A 23,529-nucleotide genomic window follows, 5' to 3' on the forward strand; every position below is an offset into this window, starting at 1 on the left:
ACGCCGTCACGGATCGTTCGGGTTGCGTTCGCGCGACGATCGCTCGTGCGCTTGCCGTCGCGCCGCGCGTCAACGCACGGGCGCGTTCGCCTTGCGCAGATAGTCGGCGAGCCGCTTGCCCTCCTGATCCGGAAACGCCGCGTGCACTGCGACTTCGTTCATTCGCGCGATGTCGAACGTGCGGAAGTCTTCGCGCAGCTCGCACCATGCGCCGATCGTCCAGCGCCCGCCCCAGTAGACGAGCCCGAGCGGCCATACGCGGCGCGTCGTCTGCGCGCCGAGCCGGTCGCAGTACGCGAAGCTCACGATGCGGCGGCCGTCGACCGCTTCGTGCAGCGCATCCACTTTCTCCGAGAACGCGCGGTCGATGTGAAACGACGGCGCGAATACCGCGAGCCGGTCGAGCGTCGCGCGCTTGTCGGCGGGCATCGCCGACGCGATCTTCGCGAGCGCCGAACGCGCGCCGCCCGCGAAGCGCGCGCCGCCCCACGTCTCGAGCATCCGCGCGCCCGCCGCGAGCGCGGCCAGTTCCTCCGCGGTGAACGTGAGGGGCGGCAGGCTCGCCGCGCGGTTCAGGCGGTAGCCGATCCCGGCTTCTCCTTCGATCGGCACGCCCGACAGCTGCAAGTCGCGCACGTCGCGGTACACGGTGCGCGGCGATACCGACAGCCAGTCGGCGAGCTGCTGCGCGGTCGTCAGGCGGCGGCCGCGCAGCAATTCGGCGATCTGGAACAGGCGGTCGGCGCGACGCGTCATCGCGGGGCTCCGAGAGTGGGGACGGGATTGGGAATGCCGCGATGATAGCGCCGCGCGCGACAGCGGGCACGCGCGGTTTTCGTCTTCGGCTCAGCCCGCGCGATTACGATCGCGCACGGTTGCACGTGCGCGGATGCCGCCTCTGCTATTGCCGCCGCCGTCTTCGCTACTGCCGCCTCCGCTACTGCCGCCGCTCGCGACGCGGGCAGACGCGCGGCCGCGGCAATCGCCGTCGCCGCGGCCGCGTCGGCGTAGCGCGTCACGGTTCGCGCGGCGGCCGTTGCGCCGGCACGCGCGAGCATGCGTTCCCGCGTCGCCGCGCTCAGCTGCATTTGAGCGAGTGCAGGCCGACGCGATTGCCCTCGGTGTCGACGAGATAGCCGATGTAGCCATAGCCGTTCGGCAACTCGATCACCGAGCCCTGCACGATGCCGCCCGCGCGCTTCGCGCGCTCGAGCGCGGCCGTCACCGGGCCGTTCGCATTCAGGTAGACGACGGCGCCGTCCGGACCCGGCTTCAGCCGCTGCGGATCGTAGACGACCGCGCCGCCTGTGGCCGCCTCCGGATGCACGAAGACCGCGGTCGGCACCCCGCCGATCACTTCTCGCTGCAACGCCGTTTGCAGCACCGCTTCGTAGAAGCGGATCGCGCGATCGAAATCGATTGACGGGATGTCGAACCAGGCGATTACGCTTTCGCTGTTTGCGGTAGTCATTGCAAGCTCCTTGTACGTTGATATGCGGGGAAACCGTCCCGGAAACCCGCGTCGCAGCGCGACGGCATCGCAGTGTGCGCGGGGCCTGCTGACAACGTACTGTCAGCAGCGTAACGGCGCTTGACGTGCAACTTCGAGGTTGCACAATGAAGCGATACCGGCCGATATCCGATGGACCTCGTATTCAAAGCGCTCATGGACGCGACGCGCCGCCGCCAGCTCGATTTGCTGCGCGCGCGAAACGGCGAGACGCTGCCCGAGCTCGGCGAAGGACTCGCGATGAGCCGCCAGGCGGTCAGCGAACATCCGGCGCGCCTCGAGGACGCGAATCTTGTCGCGACCGTGCGGCGCGGCCGCGAGAAATCGCACTGCCTGAACCCCGTGCCGATCCACGAGATCGCCGAGCGCCGGATCGGCACGTTCGAGCGTCGCCGCCTGCAGGCGCTCGCCGAACTGAAACGCGGACTCGAAGCGGCCCGCACCGATGGAGACGACGATGGCTGACCCCGCTTATGTGTACGTGACGTACATCGCATCGACGCCCGAGCGCGTGTTCGACGCGCTCACCGACGCGGAACTGACGAAGGAGTACTGGTGCCGGCACCGCAACGCGTCGCCGGACTGGAAGCCTGGCTCGCGCTGGGAGCATCAGGATTATGACGATCCGCACACGATCGATCTCGTCGGCGACGTGATCGAGAACGATCCGCCGAACCGGCTCGTGATCTCGTGGCGGTTTCCGGCCGGCAGCGAAGACACGCGCGTGACGTTCGCCGTCGAGCCGTTCATGGACGACGCGGTGCGGCTCACCGTGACACACGAGAATCTCGTGCCGGATTCGGACATGGATCGCGGGATCCGGATGGGGTGGCCCGTCGTGCTGTCGAGCCTGAAGACGCTGCTCGAGACGGGGCGGCCGCTCGCGATGACGGCGCGCCGCTGGCACGGCGACGGCGCAGAGAAGAAGTGAGGATCGCGCGCCGCGCCGTCATGCGCGGCGGCCAAGGTGTAAGAACGGCCGAGGCTCGCGCGCGGCTTCCGATGCGTGCCGCGCCGGTGCGCATGCCGACGCGCGGCGCTCCACGACCGGGCGCGCGACGCGCGGCGCAGGCGATCGCGCCGGCGGTGCCGAATCGGCGCGTGCATTGCGCGGCGAACGCGCCGCGCGTTATTCGCCGTCGGCCGTTGCCGGGCGCTGCCGCACGCTGCCCGCGATCAGGTCGAAGCGGAACAGCCGGCATTCGAGTGCGCCGTTGAAGAGCGGCGTCTTCGCCGATTCGCGCAGCCGCAATTGGCCCGGCAGCGTGCGGTCCGAGCTCAGCATGAACGCCTGCCAGCCGGTGAAGCGCTGCTTGAGCGCGTCGCCGACCGCGCGGAAGAACTCGCCGTCGGGCGCGTCGGTGTGCGTGCGGCGGAACGCGTCGTCGCCGCCGCGGCTTTTGCCCGTCTCGCGCGCGTCGCCGCGCGGGCCGCGGCCGCGCACCTCGATCCGCTCGCCGTACGGCGGATTCGTGACGATCACGCCGGGCGTCGCGACGGGCGGCGTCATGTTGCGCGCATCGAGCTGCTTGAGCCACAGTGGCGGCACGCCCGCGCGCTCGAGGTTCGCGCGCGTTTTATCGAGCATGTCGCCGGAGATGTCGCTGCCGAAGATCAGCAGATCGTCGCGCTTGCCGCGCGCCGCGCGCTTCGTGTCCATCGCGGCGACCTTCAGCGCCTGCCACGCGGTGATGTCGTACTGCTTCAGTTTCTCGAAGCCGAAGCGGCGCTCGATGCCTGGCGCTACGCCGAGCGCGATCTGCGCGGCTTCCGCGACGAACGTGCCGCTGCCGCACATCGGATCGTAGAGCGGCGTGCCGGCCGTCCAGCCGGTCAGGCGCAGGATGCCCGCCGCGAGGTTCTCGCGCAGCGGCGCGGCGCCCTTGTCGAGGCGCCAGCCGCGCTTGAAGAGCGGCTCGCCGGACGTGTCGAGATAGAGCGTGCAGTCGCCCGCCGTCAGGAACGCGAACACACGGACGTCCGGCTGCGCGGTGTCGATGCTCGGACGCGCGCCCGTCTTGTCGCGCAGGCGGTCGCAGATCGCGTCCTTCACGCGCAGCGTCGCGAATTCGAGGCTCTTCAGCGGCGACTTGATCGCGGTGATGTCGACGCGCAATGTCTGCGCCGCCGCGAACCAGCGCTCCCACGGCTGTTCGAGCGCGAGCGCGTAGACGTCCTGCTCGTTGCGGTACGGCCGGTGCGCGATCTTCAGCAGCACGCGGCTCGCGATTCGCGAATGCAGATTGGCCGCCATGCAGGCCGCCCAGCCGCCTCGGAAATGGACGCCGCCCGGCACCTGCGCGCCCGCGTCGTACGGAGCGATCGCGTGGCGTGCGGCGATTTCCGCGAGCTCGGCGGCGAGCGCGGCTTCGAGCCCGCGCGGGCAGGGAGCGAAGAAGTCGAATAGGGTCGGCGAGGACATAAGGCGGGCGGATGCGTGCAAAAGTACGCCATTGTACGCGGGGTGGGCGCGCTCGCCGCTTCGGGCCGCGCGGGGGCGGTTCGTGTCGCCGGTGTCGATATTGCTGTCGGTATCGATGGCGGGGCGTGTCGTCGTGCGTCGGCCGGCTGTTGCATCGGCGACGGCTCGGTTCAGCTTGGTTCGGCTCGGCTCGTCGCCAGCCGGCAGGCTGCCGCCTGGCGACGCGTTGCCGCTCGCCGTCCGTCAGTGCCGTCGCATCGTCGTGCGGCTGCCCGCCGGGCGGCCCTGCGGCATCGTTGCCCGCCCGCCCGCCGCCCGCCCGCTGGCGCTGCCGCCGCGCTCAATGCGCGCGCGATTCGCTCGCCGCGCCGCTGCTGCGCGGCGGCCAGACGAGGCTGACCGGACGCTCGAGCACCGCGCGGCCGATCGCGGCGACGAGCGCGCGCACCTTGGTCGGCCTGAGGCTCCGGGAGCGCACCGCCATCGTGAACGCGAGCGCGAAGCTTACCGCGACGTTCAGGATCGCCATGCTGAAGACGCCCGCGACCGCCCACCACAGCTCGGCCGAGTGCAGCGTTTCCTTGCCGAGCACGCCGAGCGCGACGCCGATCGAGCCGGCGGACAGCGTCACGTGCCGCACTTCGAACGAGAACGCGAACGCGCCGACGATCGCCGGCACGAGGCCGAGCATCAGTCCGAGCCCGACGTTGCCGACGACGCCCGCGACGTTCGACCGGCAGAAATGCGCGAGCTTCGCCGCGCCCGCGATGCCGAGCGTGATCCGCAGGCGGCGGTTGTACGCGAGCGCGTCGCCGACGCGATGCAGCACGAACCAGTTGTCGGCCCAGCCGGCGAGGAGGCTCGACGCCCACAGCAGCACACCCGTCAGCGCAGCATAGATCGGCGTCGGGCCGAACAGCGAGAACGATCTCAACGTCGCGTGCGCCTTCTCGGGCGAGATCACGTTCGCGTGCAGCACGCTGCTCGCGAACATCTGCACCGCGAAGCAGACGGGCAGCACGACGAGCACGTTGCCGCAGATCGCAGCCGCCTGCGTGCGGATCAGCGCGATCACCGACGACACGAACTGCTTTACGCCTTCGTCGTGGCCGGTGCCGTCGAGCTCGCGCGCGATCGTCGGCGCGGTCATCGCGGGCTGCTTCGTCGCGAGCGTGTAGTGCAGGAAGTGCATCAGCATGAAGCTCGCCGCGTAGTTGATGCCGGCGAGCAGTCCTTCGAGCATCGACTGCAGATGCATGCCCGTGATTCCGAACTTGATGCAGACGGTCGCGACCGTCACGAGACCGCCGCCCGCCGCCATCCGCAGCATCTTCAGATACTCGGCGCGACCGCGCGAGATGTAGTGCTCGCCCGTGTCGGCGTTCGTCTCGACGAGCTTGCGCGCGAAGAGGGCGAAGTTGCTGCGCACGAGGTGCGACACGCTCTGGCTGTTCTGGTTCGCGTCGACGAGCTCGGCCGTCAGGTGCGCGAGGCCGCGCAGATCGTCGCGCGTCATCCATGCGTTCAGGAGCGTCTCCGCGCGCAGGATGCGCATGCGCATCCGCTCGACCTGGAACACGATGTCGACCGACACGCCGTTGCGGTACAGATGCGAGAACACGTCGTCGATCGACACGCGGCACTCGTCGAGCAGCACGCGCAGATAGTTGACTTCGTGCAGCAGCTTGCTCGGATCGCCGCCGTCGTCGAGCGCCGCGTGTGCGGTCTCGACGGCGAGCATCGCGCGCGTCAGCCGATAGAAAGGCTGCGCTTCGAGCGGCGTGCGCGCGTCCTCGTCCGACAGGCGGCTTCGCACCGTCTGCGACAGGCCCGTCGAGCTGATCTGGCAGGTGAGGTTGTGCAGCGCGGCGAGCAGGTCGCGCGAGAACGAGCCGGGCTGGTGGCGCTCTTTTTCCGTCACGTCGAATGCGAACAGATCGGCGAGCCGCGCGAGCAGGTCGTCGGGCAGCGCGTCGATCCACTGCGCGTCGGCCGTCGACGGGAACATCAGCGTGAAGAGCGCGGCGAGCTCGCGGCGGTTCGGCGCGGGCGGGATCAGCGACGAGTCGATCCGCTCGACGAGCGCGCCGAAGAAGCCCGAATGCACGGGCATCCCGGCGTCGCACAGCAGCGAGATGCCGTCGCTCTCGCGCAGCACGCCGCGCAGCAGACGCGCGACGTTCGTCCTCCATTCGGGATTGCGGTCGAGCACGTGGAACACGTAGCGCAGCCGCGCGTGCGCGGTGAACGTGCGTTCACCGGACGCGGCCTGCGCGGGCGCGGCGGCCAGCATCGCGCCGTCGCGCCGCAGCCAGTGCGCGAGCTCGATCAGCCATTCGGCGCGTTCCGCGTACGGCGCGTCGGCGTCCGCTGTCGCGAGGAGCGCGTCCAGCTGGTGACTCGCGCTGCGCGACGCGCGCCACTTTTTGATCAGGGTCGTCAGGGATTCGAACATAAGCAGGATATCGGGCGCCCAGAAGGGCTGGGTTCTGTCGGGATGCTGCGCAAACCGGCGGCGCGGCGCAAGGCGGCGCGCGCGGCGGTTCGGTCGGTCATGCAATCGTTCTGGCGTTCGTCGAATGCGCGGCGCCGCGGTTCGCGGCGCGATGACGGACCGGCACGGTCCGGGGCGACGGCGGGGTGGCGCAGCACGGCGCGCTGGCCCCCGGCTCGCCGGAAGGTGCGTAGGATCGTCAATCGACACGAAAAACGCAAGGCGACCGTCGGCGGCGCTGTCGGTTCCTCGTGCGAATCGACAAACAGTGTCAAATGGTCGGCGGCTCGGCTGACTCGGCTGACTCGGCTGACTCGGCTGACTCGGCTGACTCGGCTGACTCGGCTGACTCGGTCGAGTTGGCAAAGGCGGTCGAGTTCCCCGGTCGAGCCGATTGTTGCGACGAATGCGGACGCATCGGTCGCCGGGGCCGGCTCAACTCGCGGAGCGCACGCCTCGCGGCCGTAGTGTCTCTCGACTCTTACGCCTCGCGGCCCCCGTGTTTCTCGGCCCTCACGCCTCACGGCCCTCACGCCTCACGGCCCTCACGCCTCACGGCCCTCGCGCCTCGCGAACCTCACGCCGCGCAGATCTCACGCCTCACAGACCTCGCGCTTTGCGAATCCCACATTTCACGAGTCTCACCCCTCGCCGACCTCGCGCCCCACGGTCCTCTGCACGCCACATACGTCACCGCGCGTCGCCGACGCGCTGCGTGTCCGCCGCGGACGGGCTCGCCGGGCAGCGGACGACCGGCGTCGCGAGCGACGACGCGTCGTTGGCCGCCGCATCCTTTGTCGCAGTCGTGGCTTTCTTGGCCGCCGCACCGTTCGTCGCGGCCCGCGCCGCGACGGGCGCGCGCGCGGCCGCCATCGCGCGCACGCCGGCCGCGATCCGGTCGGCGAGCTCGCCGATCGCCTGCCGGTGGCCAGCGACGAGCGCGTCGTAGCCCGACTGCACTGGCTCGATGACGTCCGTGCGGCAGGTCATCACCGCTTGGCTCGGCAGCGCGCGCACGCTCCAGACGGCGGCGAGCGCCGCGTGCTTGCCGGGCCACGACTCGAAGCGCTGGATGTTCACGCTGACCCGATAGACGGGCACGTTCGCCGGATACGCGGCGTCGGCGACGTCGATCGTGTCGAGCCGCCGCGTGAGCGCCGACGACAGCGCGCGGCGGATCTCGTCGGCGGGCGGCGACGCCCAGCGCTCTTCTTCGAGCACGTCGACTTGCGCGGCGTTCTTCTGGACGACCAGCTGATTCTTCGCGACCTGCTCCGGCACGCCGATGGACGGCACCTGGATCAGGAACGCGGGATTGGCGCTCGCGTTTTGCGCGGTGGCGGCCGTCGCGGCCGCGGCGTCGAGCGTGTAGAAGCGCGCGGGCGGCGACGACGAGCACGCCGCGAGCGTGGCCGCCGCCGCGGCGGCGAGCGCGGCGCACGCGAGGCGCGCCGGCCGGAGCGAGCGTGCGGTCATTTCTGATCTCCTGGTTTGCCTTTCAGCAGCGATTCGGGATGCCGCTCGAGATAGTCGGCGAGCGCGTTCAACGATTGCAGCGTGCGCGTCAGCTCCTTCAGCGCGCCGCGCACGTCCGATTGCAGCGGCGAATCCTGCTGCAGCGTAGCCTCCGCAGTCGTGAACGTCTGCTTCGCTGCGGACAGCGTGTCGCGCGCCTCGGGCGCGACCTCGGTGTCGAGCCGCTTGAACAGCTTGTCCGCGTTCGCGAGCGCGCTGTTCAGGTTCGCGCCGATCTGGTCGAACGGCACCTTGTCGAGCTTCTTTGCGATGTCGGCGACCTGCAGCTGCAGTTCGTCGAGCGTGTTCGGCACGGTCGGCAGCTCGACCGGCTCGCGGTCGAGGTTGATCTTCACGGGCGGCGCCTTCGGGAAGAAGTCGAGCGCAACGTAGAGCTGGCTCGTCAGCAGGTTGCCCGTGCGAAGCTGGCCGCGCAGCCCGTGCTGGACCAGCCGCGACAGCACGTCGCGTCGCGCCGCGGAGCCCTTGCCCTGCGCCGCCTCGCGGAACTTCCGGCCGAGCCGGTCGGGGTAGACGTTCATCGTCACCGGCATCGTGAAGGTCTTCGTCTTCGGGTCGTAGTCGATGCCGATGTTCGTCACTTGGCCGAGCACGATGCCGCGGAAGTCGATGGGCGCGCCGATGGACAGCCCGCGCAGCGACTGGTTGAAGTTCATCACGACCTGCACCGGCTCGCCGTCCGGCTCGCGCATCGCGTCGCCTTCGTCGGCGCCGAGCCGGAACGTCATGTTGTTCGGCGCGGGCGAGCCGGCCGACTGGTTCGGCGGCGACTGGAACGCGATGCCGCCGAGGATCACGGTCGCGAGCGACTGCGTGTTCAGCTTGAAGCCGCTCGAATCGAGCCGCAGATCGACGCCGCTCGCTTGCCACCAGCGCGAGTTGAGGCCGACGTACTGATCGTACGGCGCGTTGACGAACACCTGGAACGTGACGCCCGTGCCGTCCTTGTCGAGCGAGAAGCCGACGACCTGGCCGACCGGCACGCGCCGGTAGTAGATCGGCGAGCCGATGTCGATCGAGCCGAGCGAATCGCCGCGCAGCACGTACTGGGTGCCTTTCTGGTCGCCCGTGACGGCGGGCGGCGTCTCGAGCCCGGTGAACGATTTCTCGGTCTCGTCCGAGCGGCCCGCGTCGACGCCGATGTACGCGCCGGACAGCAGCGTGCTCAAGCCGGACACGCCGGTCGCGCCGACCCGCGGCCGCACGACCCAGAAGCGCGAGCCCTTCACCGCGAAGTCCTCGGCTTCCTTCTTCAACTGCACGTCGACGAGCACGTGCGACAGGTCCTTCGACAGCGTGATCGTCTTGACCATGCCGATCTCGACGTCCTTGTACTTGACCTGCGTCTTGCCGGGCTCGAGGCCCTCGGCGCTCTTGAAGCTGATCGTGATCTCCGGTCCGCGCTGGAGCACCGACTTGACGACGAGCCCGATGCCGATCAGCGCGGCGACGAGCGGCACGAGCCACACGAGCGACGGCAGCCAGCCGGAGCGCCGCGTGATCACGGGATCGGGGAGTACCGGCGGTTCGCCGCCGGGTGGGGACGGAGGGGCCGCGTTCGGGTCGTGCTGCGGGCCTTGCGGTCTATTCATGAGGATTCCCTGAGTTTTCTACGTTGTCCCAGATGAGGCGCGGGTCGAACTGCATCGACGCGAGCATCGTCAGGATCACGACCGAGCCGAACGCGAGCGCGCCGGGGCCCGCCGTGATCACCGCGAGCGAGCGGAAATGGACGAGCGCGACCGTCAGCGTGACGACGAAGATGTCGAGCATCGACCAGCGGCCGATCCGCTCGACGATCCGGTACAGCCGGGTGCGCTCGTGCGGGCGCCACGCGGAGCGGCGTTGCGCGGTGACGACGAGGATCGTGAGCACGCCGAGCTTCAGCATCGGCACGAGAATGCTTGCGACGAACACGACGACGGCGAGCGGCCATTCGCCCGACGTCCAGAAATAGACGACGCCGCTCATGATCGTGTCCTCCTGCGAGCCGACGATCGACGCCGTTCGCATGATCGGCAGGAGGTTCGCCGGGATGTACAGGATCGCGGCGGCGAGCAGGAGCGCCAAGGTGCGCGCGATGCTGTCCGGCGTGCGCAGGTGCAGCGCGGCGCCGCAGCGCGCGCAGTGCTCGGGCTTCTCGTGCGAGCCGAGCGAGCCGAGCGAGTCCGGCGACGGACGCGTGAGCTTCTGCACGTGGCCGCACGCGTGGCAGCTCGCCATGCCGGCGCGCGACGCAGTGACGATTTCGCTCATCGCGCCTGCGCCTCGTCGGTCGTGCCGGGCGACGCGCCGGCCGCTCGCCCGCGCAGCGCATCGGCGATGTCCCACAGCGTGCGCGGATCGAACATCACGACGACGGCGAGCATCAGCGTGAGCGCCGCGAACGCGAAGAGGGCGGCCTCCGGGATCACGCGCGCGAGGCTCGCCATCTTGACGATCGTGACGAGGATGCCGAGCATGAAGACCTCGATCATCCCCCACGGGCGCACGAGCTGGATCGCGCGCAGCACGCCGTTGAAGCCGGGCGGGATCGCGCCCGCGCGCAGCGGAAAGAGTACGTAGAGGAGCGCGGCCATCTCGACGAGCGGAAAGAGGAGCGTCGAGCAGAACACCATCACGGCGACGAGCGGCATTCCCTGATTCCACATTGCCTCGAGCGCGCCGAAGAGCGTCGTCTGCACGCGCATCCCGTTCACGTCCATTTCGAGGATCGGGAAGCCTTGCGCGATCAGGAAAGTGATGAGCGCGCCGAGCGTGAGCGCGCAGATGCGGTCGACCTGCGCCGAGCCGCTCCGGTAGAGCAGCGCGTCGCAGCGCGGACAGCGGGCGGTATCTTTGCCGCTAAGGCGCGGTTTGTGCAACAGTGCGTCGCATTCGTGACAGGCAATCAGGGTGTTTCGTTCCATATGGAAGGACGGTTCGCGGCATCGCAGGGACGCGTTCACAGGGCCAGAACCCGCGCCAATCTTACCAAAAGGCGATTTTTGCGGTGTCAAGTGCAGGCGACCGGCCGACTGCGCCGGGCGCCTTGCCCGGCGGAGCGGCCGGCCGCGCAGGCGGTTCCGGGATTCTGCCATTCGCGGCCGGTTGCGGTAGCATGGCGGCCGTGGCATGCGTCGGACGAATGCAGCAGCGTCGGCGCGGCTTTTCGCTGAACTGAGGAATTCATGGCATCGTTTTCGTCTTCGACGTCACCCGCAGCTTACACGCGCACCGCGATCGCGCTCCATTGGCTGATCGCGCTGCTCATCGTGTGCGGCTTCGCGCTCGGCTGGGTGATGACGAGCATCCCCGGCTTCACGCCGACGAAGCTCAAATATTATTCGTGGCACAAATGGATCGGCGTCACGGTGTTCGCGTTCGCGATCGTGCGTGCGCTGTGGCGCGCGACCCACGTGCCGCCGCCGATGCCGGCCGGCATGCCCGTGTGGCAGCGCGCAGGCGCGCACGTGGTGCACGCGCTCCTCTACGTGCTGATGTTCGCGATTCCCGTGACGGGCTACCTGTACAGCTCGGCGGCGAACATTCCGGTCGTCTATCTCGGGCTCGTGCCGCTGCCGCGCCTGATCGACCCCGATCCCGCGCTGAAGGCGGTGCTGAAGAGCGCGCACATCGCGCTCAACTACGGCCTGCTCGCGCTCGTCGCCGCGCACGTCGCGGCGGCCGTCAAACACCAATGGTTCGACCGCGACGGCGTGCTGACGCGGATGCTTCCCTTCCTCAAATAACAAGGATCGTCATGAAAGTCTCGTTCTACCGCTACATGCTCGCGGCGTTCGCCGCCGCTTCGGTCGCCGTGTCGGGCGCCGCGTTCGCACAGGTCGATCTCGGCAAGAGCAAGGTATCGGCCGTCTCGAAGCAGATGAACGTGCCGACGGAAGGCGTGTTCAAGAAGTTCGCCGCGCAGATCAAGTTCGATCCGGCGAAGGCCGCGCAAGGCAGCGCGCAGATGACGATCGACGTCGCGAGCTATGATCTCGGCGACCAGATGTACAACGACCAGGTCGCGGGCAAGGACTGGTTCGATGCGAAGGCGCATCCGCAGGCGACCTTCGTGTCGACCGCGATCGCGCCTGCGGGCGGCAACAAGTACAACGTGTCGGGCAAGCTGACGATCAAGGGCAAGACGGTGCCCGTGACCGTGCCCGTGACGATCACGCAGAACGGCGCGGCGCAGGTTTTCGACGGCGTGCTGCCGATCAAGCGCTCGACGTTCAACGTCGGCACGGGCGAGTGGAAGGACACGTCCGTCGTCGCCGACGAAGTGCAGATCAAGTTTCACATCGTCGCCGCGAAATAACGCAGGCGGCGGTTCGCACCACCCCTGCGCCGCTCGAGAGCGCGGCGCTGTCATAAGGAGATTGATTTGAACAAGCAACTGATGATCGCGGCGGGCGCGCTCGCTGCCGCACTGTCGTTCTCGGCGTACGCGGCGCCGTCGACGTACCAGTTCGACCCGAGCCACACGTACCCAAGCTTCGAGGCCGATCACTTCGGCGGCCTGTCGGTGTGGCGCGGCAAGTTCGACCAGTCGAGCGGCACCGTGACGCTCGACCGCGCGGCGAAGACGGGCACCGTCGACGTGACGACGAAGGTCGCGTCGATCGCGACCGGCAGCCAGAAGCTCGACGAGCACCTGCAGACGCCGGACTTCTTCGATGCGGCGAAATACCCGGAAGCGACCTACAAGGGGACGATCAAGTTCGAAGGCGACAAGCCGGCCGAAGTCGTCGGCAATCTGACGCTGCACGGCGTCACGAAGCCGCTGACGCTCAAGATCGATTCGTTCAAGTGCATGCCGCACCCGATGCTGAAGAAGGAAGTGTGCGGCGTCGACGCGGTCGGCGAGTTCAACCGCGACGACTTCGGCCTCGACTACGGCAAGCAGTACGGCTTCAAGATGAAGACGAAGCTGCTCATTACGGCCGAAGCAGTCAAGCAGTAAGCGCTCGCGAAGCCGCCGCGCGCCGCGTGCGATGCGCGGTGGCCGCGTCGCGCCGACGAACCGCCGCGTCCCGCATCGGACGCGGCGGTTTTCTTTTTTGGCGCGTGTGGCGCGTGCCTATAATCGTCCGCATTCGTCGTCGGCGTTCGTCGTCCGATTCCGCGCCGATTCCGCGCCGCTTTTGCGCGTGCGCCCGGCGCACCCGCGACGGACATCGACGACAACGATCAGGAGACACCATGTACGCAGCCGACGCGGCCTTGCCCGCGACCGATACCGTCTCCCCGCGCGTGTGGCGGGCCGTCGTCGCCGCGTCGATCGGCAACGCGCTCGAATGGTTCGATCTCGTCGTCTACGGCTTCTTCGCCGTCACGATCTCCCGGCTGTTCTTCCCGACCGGCAACGACGCCGTGTCGCTGCTCGTCACGCTCGGCACGTTCGGCGTGTCGTTCTTCATGCGTCCGCTCGGCGCGATCGTGCTCGGCGCGTACGCGGACCGCAACGGCCGCAAGGCCGCGCTCACGCTGTCGATCCTGTTGATGATGGCGGGCACGCTCGTCATTGCGGTGCTGCCGACCTACGAAACGATCGGGATCGCGGCGCCGCTCGTGCTCGTCGGCGCGCGGTTGATGCAGGGCTTTTCCGCGGGCGGCGAGTTCGGCAGCGCGACCGCGTTCCTCGCCGAGCACGTGCCGGCGCGGCGCGGGTTCTTCGCGAGCTGGCAGGTCGCGAGCCAGGGGCTCACGACGCTCCTCGCGGCGATCTTCGGCACATCGCTCAGCGCGTGGCTCACGCCCGCGCAGATGGCGTCCTGGGGCTGGCGCGTGCCGTTCTTCTTCGGGTTGCTGCTCGGGCCGGTCGCCTACTACATCCGCTCGAAGGTCGACGAGACGCCCGAATTCCTCGCGTCGGAGCGCACGGCGAACCCGCTGCGCGATACGTTCGCCGCGCACAAGGGGCGGCTCGCCGCCGCGATCGGCGCGGTCGTGCTCGGCACCGTCGCGACTTATCTCGTGCTGTTCATGCCGACTTACGGCGTGAAGGAGCTGAGGCTCGCGCCGTCGGCCGCGTTTGCCGCGATCCTCGTCGTCGGCGCGATCCAGATGGTCTTCGCGCCGGTGATCGGACACTGGTCCGATCGCCACGGCCGCGTACGGACGATGTTCGTGCCCGCGCTTGCGATCCTCGTGCTGATCTATCCGGCGTTTGCGTGGCTCGCCGCGCATCCGACGTTCGGCGCGCTGATCGCCGTGCAGATCGTGTTCGCGTTCCTGATGACCGGCTATTTCGCGGCGCTGCCGGGCCTGCTGTCGGAGATCTTTCCGGTCGAGACGCGCACGACCGGCATGTCGCTCGCATACAACGTCGCGGTGACGATCTTCGGCGGGTTCGGCCCGTTCATCATCGCGTGGCTGATTCGCGCGACGGGCACGCGCACCGCGCCGAGCTTCTATCTGATCTTTGCCGCGCTCGTGAGCGTCGCGGCGCTCGTCGTGCTGCGGCGGCGCTTCGGGTTCCGGTAGCGGGGCGCTCGCGTCCGGCGTCGCGCGCGCGGGCGCGTGCGGGTACGCGTCGGCGCGGCGGCGAACCGGGGAAGCGAGCGGGGCGGCGCGAATCGCGCGGCGCGTTTCGCGCGCGATTCGCAGGCGAAAAAAAGCCGGTTCGCGAGGAACCGGCTCTTTCGTGCGACAGTGCGCTTACACCTGCGCGCCTGCGTTCGGATCGTTCGGATCGTGCGCGGTCTTCTTCTCCTTGATGAGATCCTCGCGCTTGATGCCGAGCCACATCGCGAGCGAGCCGGCGACGAACACCGACGAGTAGATGCCGAACATGATGCCGACCGTCAGCGCGAGCGCGAAGTAGTGCAGCGTCGGGCCGCCGAAGAAGAACATCGACAGCACCATCATTTCGGTCGACGTGTGCGTGATGATCGTCCGCGACATCGTGCTCGTGATCGCGTGATTGATCACTTCCTGCACGGTCATCTTGCGCTCGCGGCGGAACGTCTCGCGGATCCGGTCAAAGATGACGACCGACTCGTTGACCGAGTAGCCGAGCACCGCGAGCACGGCGGCCAGCACCGACAGCGAGAACTCCCACTGGAAGAACGCGAAGAAGCCGAGAATGATCACGACGTCGTGCAGGTTCGCGATGATGCCGGCGACCGCGTACTTCCATTCGAAGCGGAACGACAGGTAGATCACGATGCCGACCACGACGCACGCGAGCGCGAGCAGGCCGTCGGTCGCGAGCTCCTTGCCGACCTGCGGGCCGACGAACTCGACGCGCTGCAGCGTCACGTCGGCGCTTTGCGCCTTCAGCGCGCCCATCACCTGATCGCTTTGCTGCGCGGACGTCAGGCCCTGCTTGAGCGGCAGGCGGATCAGCACGTTGCGCGACGTGCCGAAGTTCTGCACCTGCGCGTCGGCGTAGCCGAGCGTGCCGAGCGTCGCGCGCACCGGCTCGAGCTGCGCGGCCTGCTGGTACTGGACCTCGATCACCGTGCCTCCCGTGAACTCGACGGACAGATGCAGCCCGCGATGGAACAGGAAGAACACGGCGGCGAGGAACGTCACGAGCGAAATCACGTTGAAGACCAACGCGTGCCGCATGAACGGGATGTCTTTACGGATGCGGAAAAATTCCATGTTCGTCTCCGGCGCTTAATTGGACGAGCCTTGCTTGGGCGGCACGCCCGGCCCCGAGCGGCGGCGCGCGACCGGCTTGCCGGTGCGCGGCGCGCCGGCCGGCTGCTTCGGCGCGGCGACGCGCGCGCCCGGTTGCGGCGCGTTCGCGCGCGCATCCTGGCCGAGCTGCGGGGCGGCGGCGGCTTCGGCGGCTTCGGCGGCGGCGGGGCGCCACACCTGGCCGATCGCGAGCGACTGCAGCTTCTTGCGGCCGCCGTACCAGAGGTTCACGAGACCGCGCGAGAAGAACACCGCGGAGAACATCGACGTCAGGATGCCGATGCAGTGCACGATCGCGAAGCCGCGCACCGGACCCGAGCCGAACGCGAGCAACGCGAGACCGGCGATCAGCGTCGTCACGTTCGAGTCGAGAATCGTCGCCCATGCGTGCGAGTAGCCCTGCTGGATCGCGATCTGCGGCGACGCGCCGTTGCGAAGCTCTTCGCGGATGCGCTCGTTGATCAGCACGTTCGAGTCGATCGCCATGCCGAGCGCGAGCGCGATGGCGGCGATGCCGGGCAGCGTGAGCGTCGCCTGCATCAGCGACAGCATCGCGATGAGCAGCAGCAGGTTCACCGACAGGCCGACCACCGACACGATGCCGAACAGCATGTAGTACGCGATCATGAACACGGCGATCGCGACGAAGCCCCAGACGACCGAGTGGAAGCCCATCTTGATGTTGTCCGCGCCGAGGCTCGGACCGATCGTGCGTTCCTCGATGATGTCCATCGGCGCGGCGAGCGAGCCCGCGCGCAAGAGCAGCGCGAGGTCGGCGGCGGCCTGCGGGGTCGGCTGGCCCGTGATCTGGAAGCGGTCGCCGAGCTCCGACTGGATCGTCGCGACGGTCAGCACCTCGCCCTTGCCCTTCTCGAACAGCACCATCGCCATCGGCTTGCCGATGTTCTCGCGCGACACCGCGCGCACCGCGCGGCCGCCCGCCGCGTCGAGCCGGATGTTCACGGACGGGCGCTGATGCTCGTCGAAGCCCGCCGACGCGTCGATGATGCGATCGCCGGTGAAGATCACCTGCTTCTTCAGCAGCACGGGCGCCTGGTTGCCTTGCGTGAACAGCTCTTCGCCCGGCGGCACCGGATCGTTCGGGTTCGGGTGCGTGTTGAGCGGATCGGCGAGGCGCGCTTCGAGCGTCGCCGTGCGGCCGATGATGTCCTTTGCCTTCGCGGTGTCCTGCACGCCCGGCAGCTCGACGACGATGCGGTCGTTGCCTTGCTGCTGGAGGATCGGCTCGGATACGCCGAGCTCGTTGACGCGGTTGTGCAGCGTCGTCAGGTTTTGCTTGAGCGCCGCTTCCTCGACGGCCTTCTGGACGGCCGGCGTGAACGTGCCGACGACCTGATAGCCGCCGCCGCCCGGCTGCGTCGCCCACTGGAGTTCGGAGACGGACGAAGCAAGCAGCTTGCGTGCCTGCTCGGCGGTGTCCTGGTCGGCGAAGTTCGCGACGACCGTCTGGTCGACGCGGTTCACGCCGCCGTCGCGGATGCCCTTGTCGCGCAGCAGCGTGCGCGCGTCGGATGCGTCGGAGTCGAGCTTCTTCGTCAGCGCGCCCGTCATGTCGACTTGCAGCAGGAAGTGGACGCCGCCGCGCAGGTCGAGGCCGAGATACATCGGCAGCGCGTGCAGCGCGGTCAGCCAGCGCGGCGACGCGCTCTGCAGGTTCAGCGCGACGACGAACTGCGGATCGTTCGGGTCGGCGTTCAGCGCCTTTTGCAGCATGTCCTTCACGCGCAACTGCGTGTCGGTGTCCTTCAGGCGCACGCGGATCGTCGCGTTGGCGCTGGAATTGTCGAACGTGACGTCGTCGGCCGGGACCTGGTTGGCCTTGAGCGCGTCTTCGACCTGCGCGAGCGTGCCGGCGCCGAGCTTGACCGTTGCCTTGCCGCTCGATATCTGCACCGCCGGCGCTTCGCCGAAGAAGTTGGGCAATGTGTACAGAAAGCCGATGGCGAGCGCCACGACCATCACCACATATTTCCAGATTGGATAACGATTCATGAGGGGGCCGAACGGGATGGTTGGCTGGAATGGCGTCGCGTCCGGCGCCGCTCGCGGCCGCGCGCTTCGCGGCGCGGGCGATGGGTGGCCGGACGCGGGGCGGGGCTTACAGCGATTTGATCGTGCCCTTCGGCAGGATGGTCGTGACGGCGGCCTTCTGCACGGTGATCTCGGTGCCTTCGGCGATCTCGACGCCGATGTAGGCTTCCGACACCTTCGTCACCTTGCCGACGAGTCCGCCGCTCGTCACTACCTCGTCGCCCTTCGCCATCGCGGCGAGCATGCTGCGATGCTCCTTCTGCCGCTTCATTTGCGGACGGATCATGATGAAGTAGAGCACCGCGAACATCAGGATGAGCGGCAGGAAGCTCATCAGGCTCGATTCGGCGCCGCCCGCTGCGCCTTGCGCATAGGCATTGGAAATGAACGACACGTTGGTCTCTCCGTTAGGGAAGATCGAAAAATAAGCCGGTTATTCTACCACCGGCCCTTACCGCGACAGCCGCGCAAATGCGCTTTGGTTTCAAGCTGTTAACCTCGATCCGGCAGCGTTCGCGCGTGTTGCGAAAGATAATTGTAAGGTTTTGCGGGGCAGGTGCGGCACCGGCGGTCGTCCGGCAGCGTCCCGGCGCCGCGCGCCCGGCATGACGCGGGCGCATGCCGGGCGGGCGTTTGCGGTGCGCGACCCGCGACGCGGTGCCGCGCCGCGCCGCGTCCCGTCAGTCGACGCCGCGCGCGCGGTCCTCCGCGAAGCGCTTCTGGAACGCGTCGAACGTGTGTGTCTCGATCGACTCGCGGATCTCGCGCATCAGCTCGAGGTAATAGTGCAGGTTGTGGATCGTGTTGAGCTGCGCGCCGAGGATCTCGCCGACGCGGTGCAGGTGGTGCAGGTAGCCGCGCGAGAAGTTCCGGCACGTGTAGCAGCCGCAGGTTTCGTCGAGCGGCTTCAGCGAGTTCTTGTGCGTCGCGTTGCGGATCTTCACGTCGCCGAAGCGCGTGAAGAGCCAGCCGTTGCGCGCGTTGCGGGTCGGCATCACGCAGTCGAACATGTCGATGCCCGCGGCGACGCCCGCGACGAGATCCTCCGGCGTGCCGACGCCCATCAGGTAATGCGGCTTGTCGGCGGGCAGGCGCGGCGCGACGTGCTCGAGCACGCGCATCATGTCCTCCTTCGGCTCGCCGACGGAGAGCCCGCCGATCGCGAGGCCGTGGAAGCCGAGCTCGGCGAGCCCGGCGAGCGATTCGTCGCGCAGGTCCTCGAACATCCCGCCCTGGACGATCCCGAAGAGCGCGTTCGGGTTGCCGAGGCGATCGAACTCGGCCAGCGAGCGCTTCGCCCAGCGCAGCGACATCCGCATCGAGTCGGCCGCTTCCTGGTGCGTCGTCGGCACGTCGTTCGTCGCATACGGCGTGCATTCGTCGAACTGCATGACGATGTCGGAATTCAGCGTCTTCTGGATCTGCATCGACACTTCCGGCGACAGGAACAGCCGGTCGCCGTTGATCGGCGACGCGAACGTGACGCCGTCTTCGGTGATCTTGCGCAGATCGCCGAGCGAGAACACCTGGAAGCCGCCCGAATCGGTCAGGATCGGCTTGTCCCAGCCCATGAAGCGATGCAGCCCGCCGTGCGCGGCGATCGTCTCGAGGCCGGGGCGCAGCCACAGGTGGAACGTGTTGCCGAGGATGATCTGCGCGCGCATCTCGTCGAGCTCGCGCGGCTGCACCGCCTTCACGGTGCCGTACGTGCCGACCGGCATGAAGATCGGCGTCTCGACGACGCCGTGGTTGAGCGTCACGCGACCACGGCGCGCGCGGCCGTCGGTCGTCAGCAATTCGAACTTGAGGCCGCCGTGCGGGCGGATGCCCGCGGCCGTATCGTGCGATGAACCTTCGGTCATCTGTGGGACTCCTTGCCACCGGAATAGCTTTGCATGGGACCGGAGTATGCGCTAAAGCGCTGACTCCGGATCGACAAGTCCGGCGCATGTTGAAGACGCCGCCGGGGAAGCCGGCGGCGGGGAAAAAACGGGTGTCGCTTCGCGTGCCTGCGCACGGCGCCGCGCGCCGGCATGCGTCAGCGCGCGTCGTCGCGCCGCGTGAGCAGCATCGCGTCGCCGTAGCTGAAGAAGCGGTAGCGCGCGTCGATCGCGTGCCGGTACGCGGCGCGGATCGTATCGACGCCGGCGAACGCCGACACGAGCATCAGGAGCGTCGACTTCGGCAGATGGAAATTCGTCACGAGCCGGTCGACGATGCGAAAGCGGTAGCCCGGCGTGATGAAGATGTCGGTTTCCGCGCGCGTCGCGGAAAGCGGCCGGCCGGCGGCCTCGGCGTCGCGCGCGGCCGCTTCGAGCGCGCGCATCGACGTCGTGCCGACCGCGATCACGCGGCCGCCGCGCGCGCGGGTTGCGGCGATCTTCTCGACGAGCGCGTCGGTCAGCTCGTACCACTCGCTGTGCATCTTGTGCTCGGCGAGGTTCTCGACCCGCACCGGCTGGAACGTGCCCGCGCCGACGTGCAGCGTGAGCGTCGCGCGCTCGACGCCGCGCGCATCGAGCGCGGCGAGCACCGCGTCGTCGAAGTGCAGGCCGGCCGTCGGCGCGGCGACGGCGCCCGGGTTCGCCGCGAACACCGTCTGATAGCGGGTCTCGTCTGTCGCGTCGGGCGTGTGCTCGATGTACGGCGGCAGCGGCAGCCGGCCATAGCGCTCGATCAGCACGAGGCAGTCTTCAGGGAAGTGCAGCGTGAAGAACGGCTCGACGCGCTCGCCGACCGTCACGTCGAACGCGTCGGCGAGCGTGAGCGCCGTGCCGGGCGCGGGGCGCTTGCTCGCGCGGATCTGCGCGAGCGCGGTGCGCGCGCCCGTGACGCGCTCGATCAGCACTTCGATCCTGCCGCCGCTCGCCTTGTGGCCGAAGAAGCGCGCCTTCAGCACCTTGGTGTCGTTGAAGACAAGCAGATCGCCCGGCGCGACACACGCGGGCAGTTCGGCGAAGCGCCGGTCGACGAGGCGCGAGGGCTCGCTCGTGTTGTCCACCTCGAGCAGGCGGCTCGCGCTGCGTTCGGGCAGCGCGGTTTGCGCGATCAGCTCGGGCGGCAGATCGAAATCGAAATCGGAAAGCGTGAGCATGCGAAACGGGGTCGGGGCGGCCGGCCTGACGGGCGAAGCGCGTCACGGCGCGCACGAGCCGCTATGATGGCGGGGTTGCGCGGCTTGCCGGCGTCGCTCGTTCGTGCGGCGTGAAAGCCGCTATTGTACTTGCTAGCCTTCTACCCGATGCCAGTGCCCGTTCGCCATTCCGTTGCCGATCCAGTCGAAGCCGACGCCTTCGCCGAAGACGCCGCGCCGGGCGCCGCCGTGCGCGGCGCGGCGCGGGACGGGACGAGCGCGGGCGCGAGTGAAACGCGCGATGCGCAGGGCGCGGGGGCCGCGCGAGGTGGGCGGGCGTCGGGCGGCAGTCGTCGGGCGTCGAGCGGGGCGGACGCCGCGCGAGCCGACGGCGTGCGCGATGCGGCTGATGCGGCTGATGCGGCCGATGTGGCGCAGGCGCCGCGCGCGGCGGCCCCGGCCGAATTCGACGCCGCCGTCGGCGCGCGATCGCGGCCGCGTGCGGCCTCGCCGCGCGGCCGCACGGCCGACGGCCGTGTCGTGCCGGCCGCCGCGCAGGCGGCACAGGCGGCACAGGCCGATCGCGACGACGCGCCGGCCGCAACGGCGAAGCCTGCGACGCGCGCGGCGAAATCCACATCGAAATCCTCCGCCGACGCGGCCGGCGCAAAGACCGCACCGAAGCCCGTCAAGACCGCCGACAAGCTCGCGAAGCTCGGCCTCACGGGCGACATCGACCTCGTGCTGCATCTGCCGATGCGCTACGAGGACGAAACGACGCTCACGCCGGTCCGCGAGCTTCTGCCGGGCGAGATCGCGCAGACGGAAGGCGTCGTGTTCGACAACGAGATCGCCTATCGCCCGCGCCGCCAATTGCTCGTGAAGCTGCGCGACGAATCGGACGCCGAACTCGTGCTTCGCTTCCTGAACTTCTACGGCTCGCAGGTCAAGCAGATGGCGGTCGGTCAGCGGCTGCGCGTGCGCGGCGACGTCCGCGGCGGCTTCTTCGGCCTGGAGATGGTGCATCCGACGGTCAAGGTCGTCGAAGCGGACGCGCCGCTGCCGCAGGCGCTGACACCCGTTTATCCGAGCACGGCGGGCGTGTCGCAGGCGTATCTGCGCAAGGCGATCGACAACGCGCTCACGCGCACGCCGCTGCCCGAGCTGCTGCCGCCCGAAGTCGCGCGCGCGTATCTGGCGCCGCTCGACGTGCCGCCGCTCGCCGACGCGGTGCGCCTCCTTCATCACCCCGGCGTCGGCGCGGACGAGACGGCCCTCATCGACGGCACGCACCCGGCGTGGACGCGAATCAAGTTCGACGAGCTGCTCGCGCAGCAGCTGTCGCTCAAGCGCGCGCACGAAGAGCGCCGCACGCGCGCCGCGCCCGCGATGCCGCGCCGCGCGCGCGACGACGGCGCGTCGTTGTCGGCGCGCCTCTACGCGGCGCTGCCGTTCCGGCTGACGGCCGCGCAGGAGCGCGTCGTCGCCGAGATCGCGCGCGATCTCACGCAGCCGCACCCGATGCAGCGCCTGCTGCAAGGCGATGTCGGCAGCGGCAAGACGGTCGTCGCAGCGCTCGCCGCCGCGCAGGCGATCGACGCCGGCTACCAGGCCGCGCTGATGGCGCCGACCGAAATCCTCGCCGAGCAGCACGCGCGCAAGCTGCGCGGCTGGCTCGAGCCGCTCGGCGTGTCGGTCGCGTGGCTCGCCGGGAGCCTGAAGGCGAAGGAGAAGCGCGCGGCGCTCGAGGCGGCCGCGCTCGGCACCGCGCGGCTCGTGATCGGCACGCACGCGATGATCCAGGACACGGTCGAGTTCGCGCGGCTCGGGCTCGTGATCGTCGACGAGCAGCACCGCTTCGGCGTCGAGCAGCGGCTCGCGCTGCGCGCGAAGGCGGCGAACGCGGCCGACGGCGCGGCGGGCTTCCAGCCGCACCAGCTGATGATGTCGGCGACGCCGATCCCGCGCACGCTCGCGATGACGTACTACGCGGACCTCGACGTATCGACGATCGACGAGCTGCCGCCCGGCCGCACGCCGATCCTGACGCGGCTCGTAGCCGACGCGCGGCGCGACGAGGTGATCGGCCGCGTGCGCGAGGCGGCGCTCGCGGGCCGCCAGGTGTACTGGGTATGCCCGCTCATCGAGGAAAGCGAGACGCTGCAGCTCCAGACAGCCGTCGAGACTTACGAGACGCTCGCCGCCGCGCTGCCGGAGCTGAAGGTCGGACTCGTGCACGGCCGGCTCGCGCCTGCGGAGAAGGCCGCGGTGATGGACGCGTTCTCGCGCAACGACGTGCAATTGCTCGTCGCGACGACGGTGATCGAAGTCGGCGTCGACGTGCCGAACGCGTCGCTGATGGTGATCGAGCATGCGGAGCGCTTCGGGCTCGCGCAGTTGCACCAGCTGCGCGGGCGGGTCGGGCGCGGTACCGCCGCGTCGGTGTGCGTGCTGATGTACAGCGGACCGTTGTCGATCGCGGGCCGCGCACGCCTGAAGACGATGCGCGAGACGACCGACGGCTTCGAGATCGCGCGCCGCGACCTGGAGATCCGCGGCCCCGGCGAGTTCCTCGGCGCGCGCCAGTCGGGCGCGGCGATGCTGCGCTTCGCGGATCTCGAGAACGACGGCTGGCTGATCGAGCCGGCGCGGGAGGCGGCCGCGCGCCTCTTCGCCGGCTACCCGGACGTCGTCGCGCAGCACCTCGCGCGCTGGCTCGGCGCGCGCGAGCAGTACCTGAAGGCCTGAGCACGCGGCGAGCGGCTTTCGAGCGGCGTTCGTTGCGCGGCGCAACAGTGGAGATCTTG

20 protein-coding genes are annotated in these 23,529 nt (G+C 69.1%); 7 read left to right on the plus strand and 13 right to left on the minus strand.

Annotated features, from left to right (window positions below; translation table 11 throughout):
- Positions 1-69 precede the first annotated feature (69 nt).
- Together WS69_RS10960 and WS69_RS10970 are read right to left on the minus strand one after the other, a co-directional pair.
- The gene (locus WS69_RS10960) at positions 70-756 is read right to left on the minus strand and encodes a helix-turn-helix transcriptional regulator (RefSeq protein ID WP_059470792.1); all 687 of its coding nucleotides are present in this window, start codon (positions 754-756) and stop codon (positions 70-72) included.
- Positions 757-1,078: 322 nt separating this feature from the next.
- Positions 1,079-1,471 carry a VOC family protein gene (locus WS69_RS10970; protein WP_059470794.1) on the minus strand — a complete coding sequence of 131 codons (393 nt, stop codon included), beginning with the start codon at positions 1,469-1,471 and terminating at the stop codon, positions 1,079-1,081.
- Between the two features lie 171 nt (positions 1,472-1,642).
- Here WS69_RS10970 and WS69_RS10975 point away from each other — a divergent pair, with 171 nt between their 5' ends.
- Positions 1,643-1,975: an ArsR/SmtB family transcription factor gene (locus WS69_RS10975; protein WP_059470795.1), complete on the plus strand. Its 333-nt coding sequence runs from the start codon at positions 1,643-1,645 to the stop codon at positions 1,973-1,975.
- Entirely contained in the window at positions 1,968-2,441 is a 474-nt protein-coding gene (locus tag WS69_RS10980; RefSeq protein ID WP_059470899.1) for an SRPBCC family protein, read from the plus strand. Before WS69_RS10975 ends, WS69_RS10980 begins: the two co-directional genes overlap by 8 nt.
- A gap of 198 nt (positions 2,442-2,639) precedes the next feature.
- On the opposite strand, the gene WS69_RS10985 is transcribed toward WS69_RS10980, so the two are convergent.
- The 6 genes from WS69_RS10985 to WS69_RS11010 form a co-directional block, all read right to left on the minus strand.
- Positions 2,640-3,932, minus strand: a complete 1,293-nt coding sequence (locus tag WS69_RS10985) for a THUMP domain-containing class I SAM-dependent RNA methyltransferase (protein WP_059470796.1) — start codon at positions 3,930-3,932, stop codon at positions 2,640-2,642.
- A 340-nt stretch (positions 3,933-4,272) separates the two neighbouring features.
- Positions 4,273-6,387: a site-specific recombinase gene (locus tag WS69_RS10990; RefSeq protein WP_059470797.1), complete on the minus strand. Its 2,115-nt coding sequence runs from the start codon at positions 6,385-6,387 to the stop codon at positions 4,273-4,275.
- A 729-nt stretch (positions 6,388-7,116) separates the two neighbouring features.
- Positions 7,117-7,902, minus strand: a complete 786-nt coding sequence (locus WS69_RS10995; protein ID WP_059470798.1) for a PqiC family protein — start codon at positions 7,900-7,902, stop codon at positions 7,117-7,119.
- The gene (locus tag WS69_RS11000) at positions 7,899-9,554 is read right to left on the minus strand and encodes a PqiB family protein (RefSeq protein WP_059470799.1); all 1,656 of its coding nucleotides are present in this window, start codon (positions 9,552-9,554) and stop codon (positions 7,899-7,901) included. Before WS69_RS11000 ends, WS69_RS10995 begins: the two co-directional genes overlap by 4 nt.
- The gene (locus WS69_RS11005; RefSeq protein WP_059470800.1) at positions 9,547-10,218 is read right to left on the minus strand and encodes a paraquat-inducible protein A; all 672 of its coding nucleotides are present in this window, start codon (positions 10,216-10,218) and stop codon (positions 9,547-9,549) included. The genes WS69_RS11000 and WS69_RS11005 overlap by 8 nt, the downstream gene beginning before the upstream one ends.
- Complete coding sequence (locus WS69_RS11010) at positions 10,215-10,871, minus strand: paraquat-inducible protein A (RefSeq protein ID WP_059470801.1); 657 nt, start codon at positions 10,869-10,871, stop codon at positions 10,215-10,217. Before WS69_RS11010 ends, WS69_RS11005 begins: the two co-directional genes overlap by 4 nt.
- Before the next feature lie 261 nt (positions 10,872-11,132).
- On the opposite strand from WS69_RS11010, the gene WS69_RS11015 reads away from it, so the two are divergent.
- From WS69_RS11015 to WS69_RS11030, 4 genes are all read left to right on the plus strand, one after another.
- Positions 11,133-11,693 (plus strand): cytochrome b, encoded by a 561-nt coding sequence (locus WS69_RS11015; RefSeq protein WP_059470802.1) that lies wholly within the window; start codon positions 11,133-11,135, stop codon positions 11,691-11,693.
- An 11-nt stretch (positions 11,694-11,704) separates the two neighbouring features.
- On the plus strand, positions 11,705-12,265 hold the full coding sequence (locus WS69_RS11020; protein ID WP_059470803.1) for a YceI family protein: 561 nt from the start codon (positions 11,705-11,707) through the stop codon (positions 12,263-12,265).
- Between the two features lie 66 nt (positions 12,266-12,331).
- Positions 12,332-12,910, plus strand: a complete 579-nt coding sequence (locus WS69_RS11025) for a YceI family protein (protein WP_059470804.1) — start codon at positions 12,332-12,334, stop codon at positions 12,908-12,910.
- Between the two features lie 239 nt (positions 12,911-13,149).
- A complete protein-coding gene (locus WS69_RS11030; RefSeq protein WP_059470805.1) occupies positions 13,150-14,433 on the plus strand; it encodes an MFS transporter in 1,284 nt (427 codons plus the stop codon).
- Between the two features lie 174 nt (positions 14,434-14,607).
- On the opposite strand, the gene secF is transcribed toward WS69_RS11030, so the two are convergent.
- The 5 genes from secF to queA form a co-directional block, all read right to left on the minus strand.
- Positions 14,608-15,558, minus strand: coding sequence for a protein translocase subunit SecF (gene secF, locus WS69_RS11035; RefSeq protein ID WP_059470806.1), 951 nt, complete (start codon positions 15,556-15,558; stop codon positions 14,608-14,610).
- Positions 15,559-15,573: 15 nt separating this feature from the next.
- Positions 15,574-17,610: a protein translocase subunit SecD gene (gene secD / locus WS69_RS11040; protein WP_059470807.1), complete on the minus strand. Its 2,037-nt coding sequence runs from the start codon at positions 17,608-17,610 to the stop codon at positions 15,574-15,576.
- A 106-nt stretch (positions 17,611-17,716) separates the two neighbouring features.
- The gene (gene yajC / locus WS69_RS11045; RefSeq protein WP_010106295.1) at positions 17,717-18,043 is read right to left on the minus strand and encodes a preprotein translocase subunit YajC; all 327 of its coding nucleotides are present in this window, start codon (positions 18,041-18,043) and stop codon (positions 17,717-17,719) included.
- 286 nt (positions 18,044-18,329) lie between these two features.
- A complete protein-coding gene (tgt, locus tag WS69_RS11050) occupies positions 18,330-19,511 on the minus strand; it encodes a tRNA guanosine(34) transglycosylase Tgt (protein ID WP_059470808.1) in 1,182 nt (393 codons plus the stop codon).
- 176 nt (positions 19,512-19,687) lie between these two features.
- Entirely contained in the window at positions 19,688-20,743 is a 1,056-nt protein-coding gene (gene queA, locus WS69_RS11055) for a tRNA preQ1(34) S-adenosylmethionine ribosyltransferase-isomerase QueA (RefSeq protein WP_059470809.1), read from the minus strand.
- A 147-nt stretch (positions 20,744-20,890) separates the two neighbouring features.
- Here queA and recG point away from each other — a divergent pair, with 147 nt between their 5' ends.
- A complete protein-coding gene (gene recG, locus WS69_RS11060) occupies positions 20,891-23,470 on the plus strand; it encodes an ATP-dependent DNA helicase RecG (protein ID WP_059470810.1) in 2,580 nt (859 codons plus the stop codon).
- The last annotated feature ends 59 nt before the right edge of the window (positions 23,471-23,529 follow it).

The sequence above is a fragment of the Burkholderia sp. BDU5 genome (assembly GCF_001522845.1).
In the GTDB taxonomy this organism is placed as follows: domain Bacteria; phylum Pseudomonadota; class Gammaproteobacteria; order Burkholderiales; family Burkholderiaceae; genus Burkholderia; species Burkholderia mayonis.

Bases quoted from the DNA above. Each gene is read 5' to 3' on its own strand.
- WS69_RS10960 (WP_059470792.1), bottom strand. From the start codon at position 756: ATGACGCGTCGCGCCGACCGCCTGTTCCAGATCGCCGAATTGCTGCGC.
- WS69_RS10970 (WP_059470794.1), bottom strand. From the start codon at position 1,471: ATGACTACCGCAAACAGCGAAAGCGTAATCGCCTGGTTCGACATCCCG.
- WS69_RS10975 (WP_059470795.1), top strand. From the start codon at position 1,643: ATGGACCTCGTATTCAAAGCGCTCATGGACGCGACGCGCCGCCGCCAG.
- WS69_RS10980 (WP_059470899.1), top strand. From the start codon at position 1,968: ATGGCTGACCCCGCTTATGTGTACGTGACGTACATCGCATCGACGCCC.
- WS69_RS10985 (WP_059470796.1), bottom strand. From the start codon at position 3,932: ATGTCCTCGCCGACCCTATTCGACTTCTTCGCTCCCTGCCCGCGCGGG.
- WS69_RS10990 (WP_059470797.1), bottom strand. From the start codon at position 6,387: ATGTTCGAATCCCTGACGACCCTGATCAAAAAGTGGCGCGCGTCGCGC.
- WS69_RS10995 (WP_059470798.1), bottom strand. From the start codon at position 7,902: ATGACCGCACGCTCGCTCCGGCCGGCGCGCCTCGCGTGCGCCGCGCTC.
- WS69_RS11000 (WP_059470799.1), bottom strand. From the start codon at position 9,554: ATGAATAGACCGCAAGGCCCGCAGCACGACCCGAACGCGGCCCCTCCG.
- WS69_RS11005 (WP_059470800.1), bottom strand. From the start codon at position 10,218: ATGAGCGAAATCGTCACTGCGTCGCGCGCCGGCATGGCGAGCTGCCAC.
- WS69_RS11010 (WP_059470801.1), bottom strand. From the start codon at position 10,871: ATGGAACGAAACACCCTGATTGCCTGTCACGAATGCGACGCACTGTTG.
- WS69_RS11015 (WP_059470802.1), top strand. From the start codon at position 11,133: ATGGCATCGTTTTCGTCTTCGACGTCACCCGCAGCTTACACGCGCACC.
- WS69_RS11020 (WP_059470803.1), top strand. From the start codon at position 11,705: ATGAAAGTCTCGTTCTACCGCTACATGCTCGCGGCGTTCGCCGCCGCT.
- WS69_RS11030 (WP_059470805.1), top strand. From the start codon at position 13,150: ATGTACGCAGCCGACGCGGCCTTGCCCGCGACCGATACCGTCTCCCCG.
- secF (WP_059470806.1), bottom strand. From the start codon at position 15,558: ATGGAATTTTTCCGCATCCGTAAAGACATCCCGTTCATGCGGCACGCG.
- secD (WP_059470807.1), bottom strand. From the start codon at position 17,610: ATGAATCGTTATCCAATCTGGAAATATGTGGTGATGGTCGTGGCGCTC.
- tgt (WP_059470808.1), bottom strand. From the start codon at position 19,511: ATGACCGAAGGTTCATCGCACGATACGGCCGCGGGCATCCGCCCGCAC.
- queA (WP_059470809.1), bottom strand. From the start codon at position 20,743: ATGCTCACGCTTTCCGATTTCGATTTCGATCTGCCGCCCGAGCTGATC.
- recG (WP_059470810.1), top strand. From the start codon at position 20,891: ATGCCAGTGCCCGTTCGCCATTCCGTTGCCGATCCAGTCGAAGCCGAC.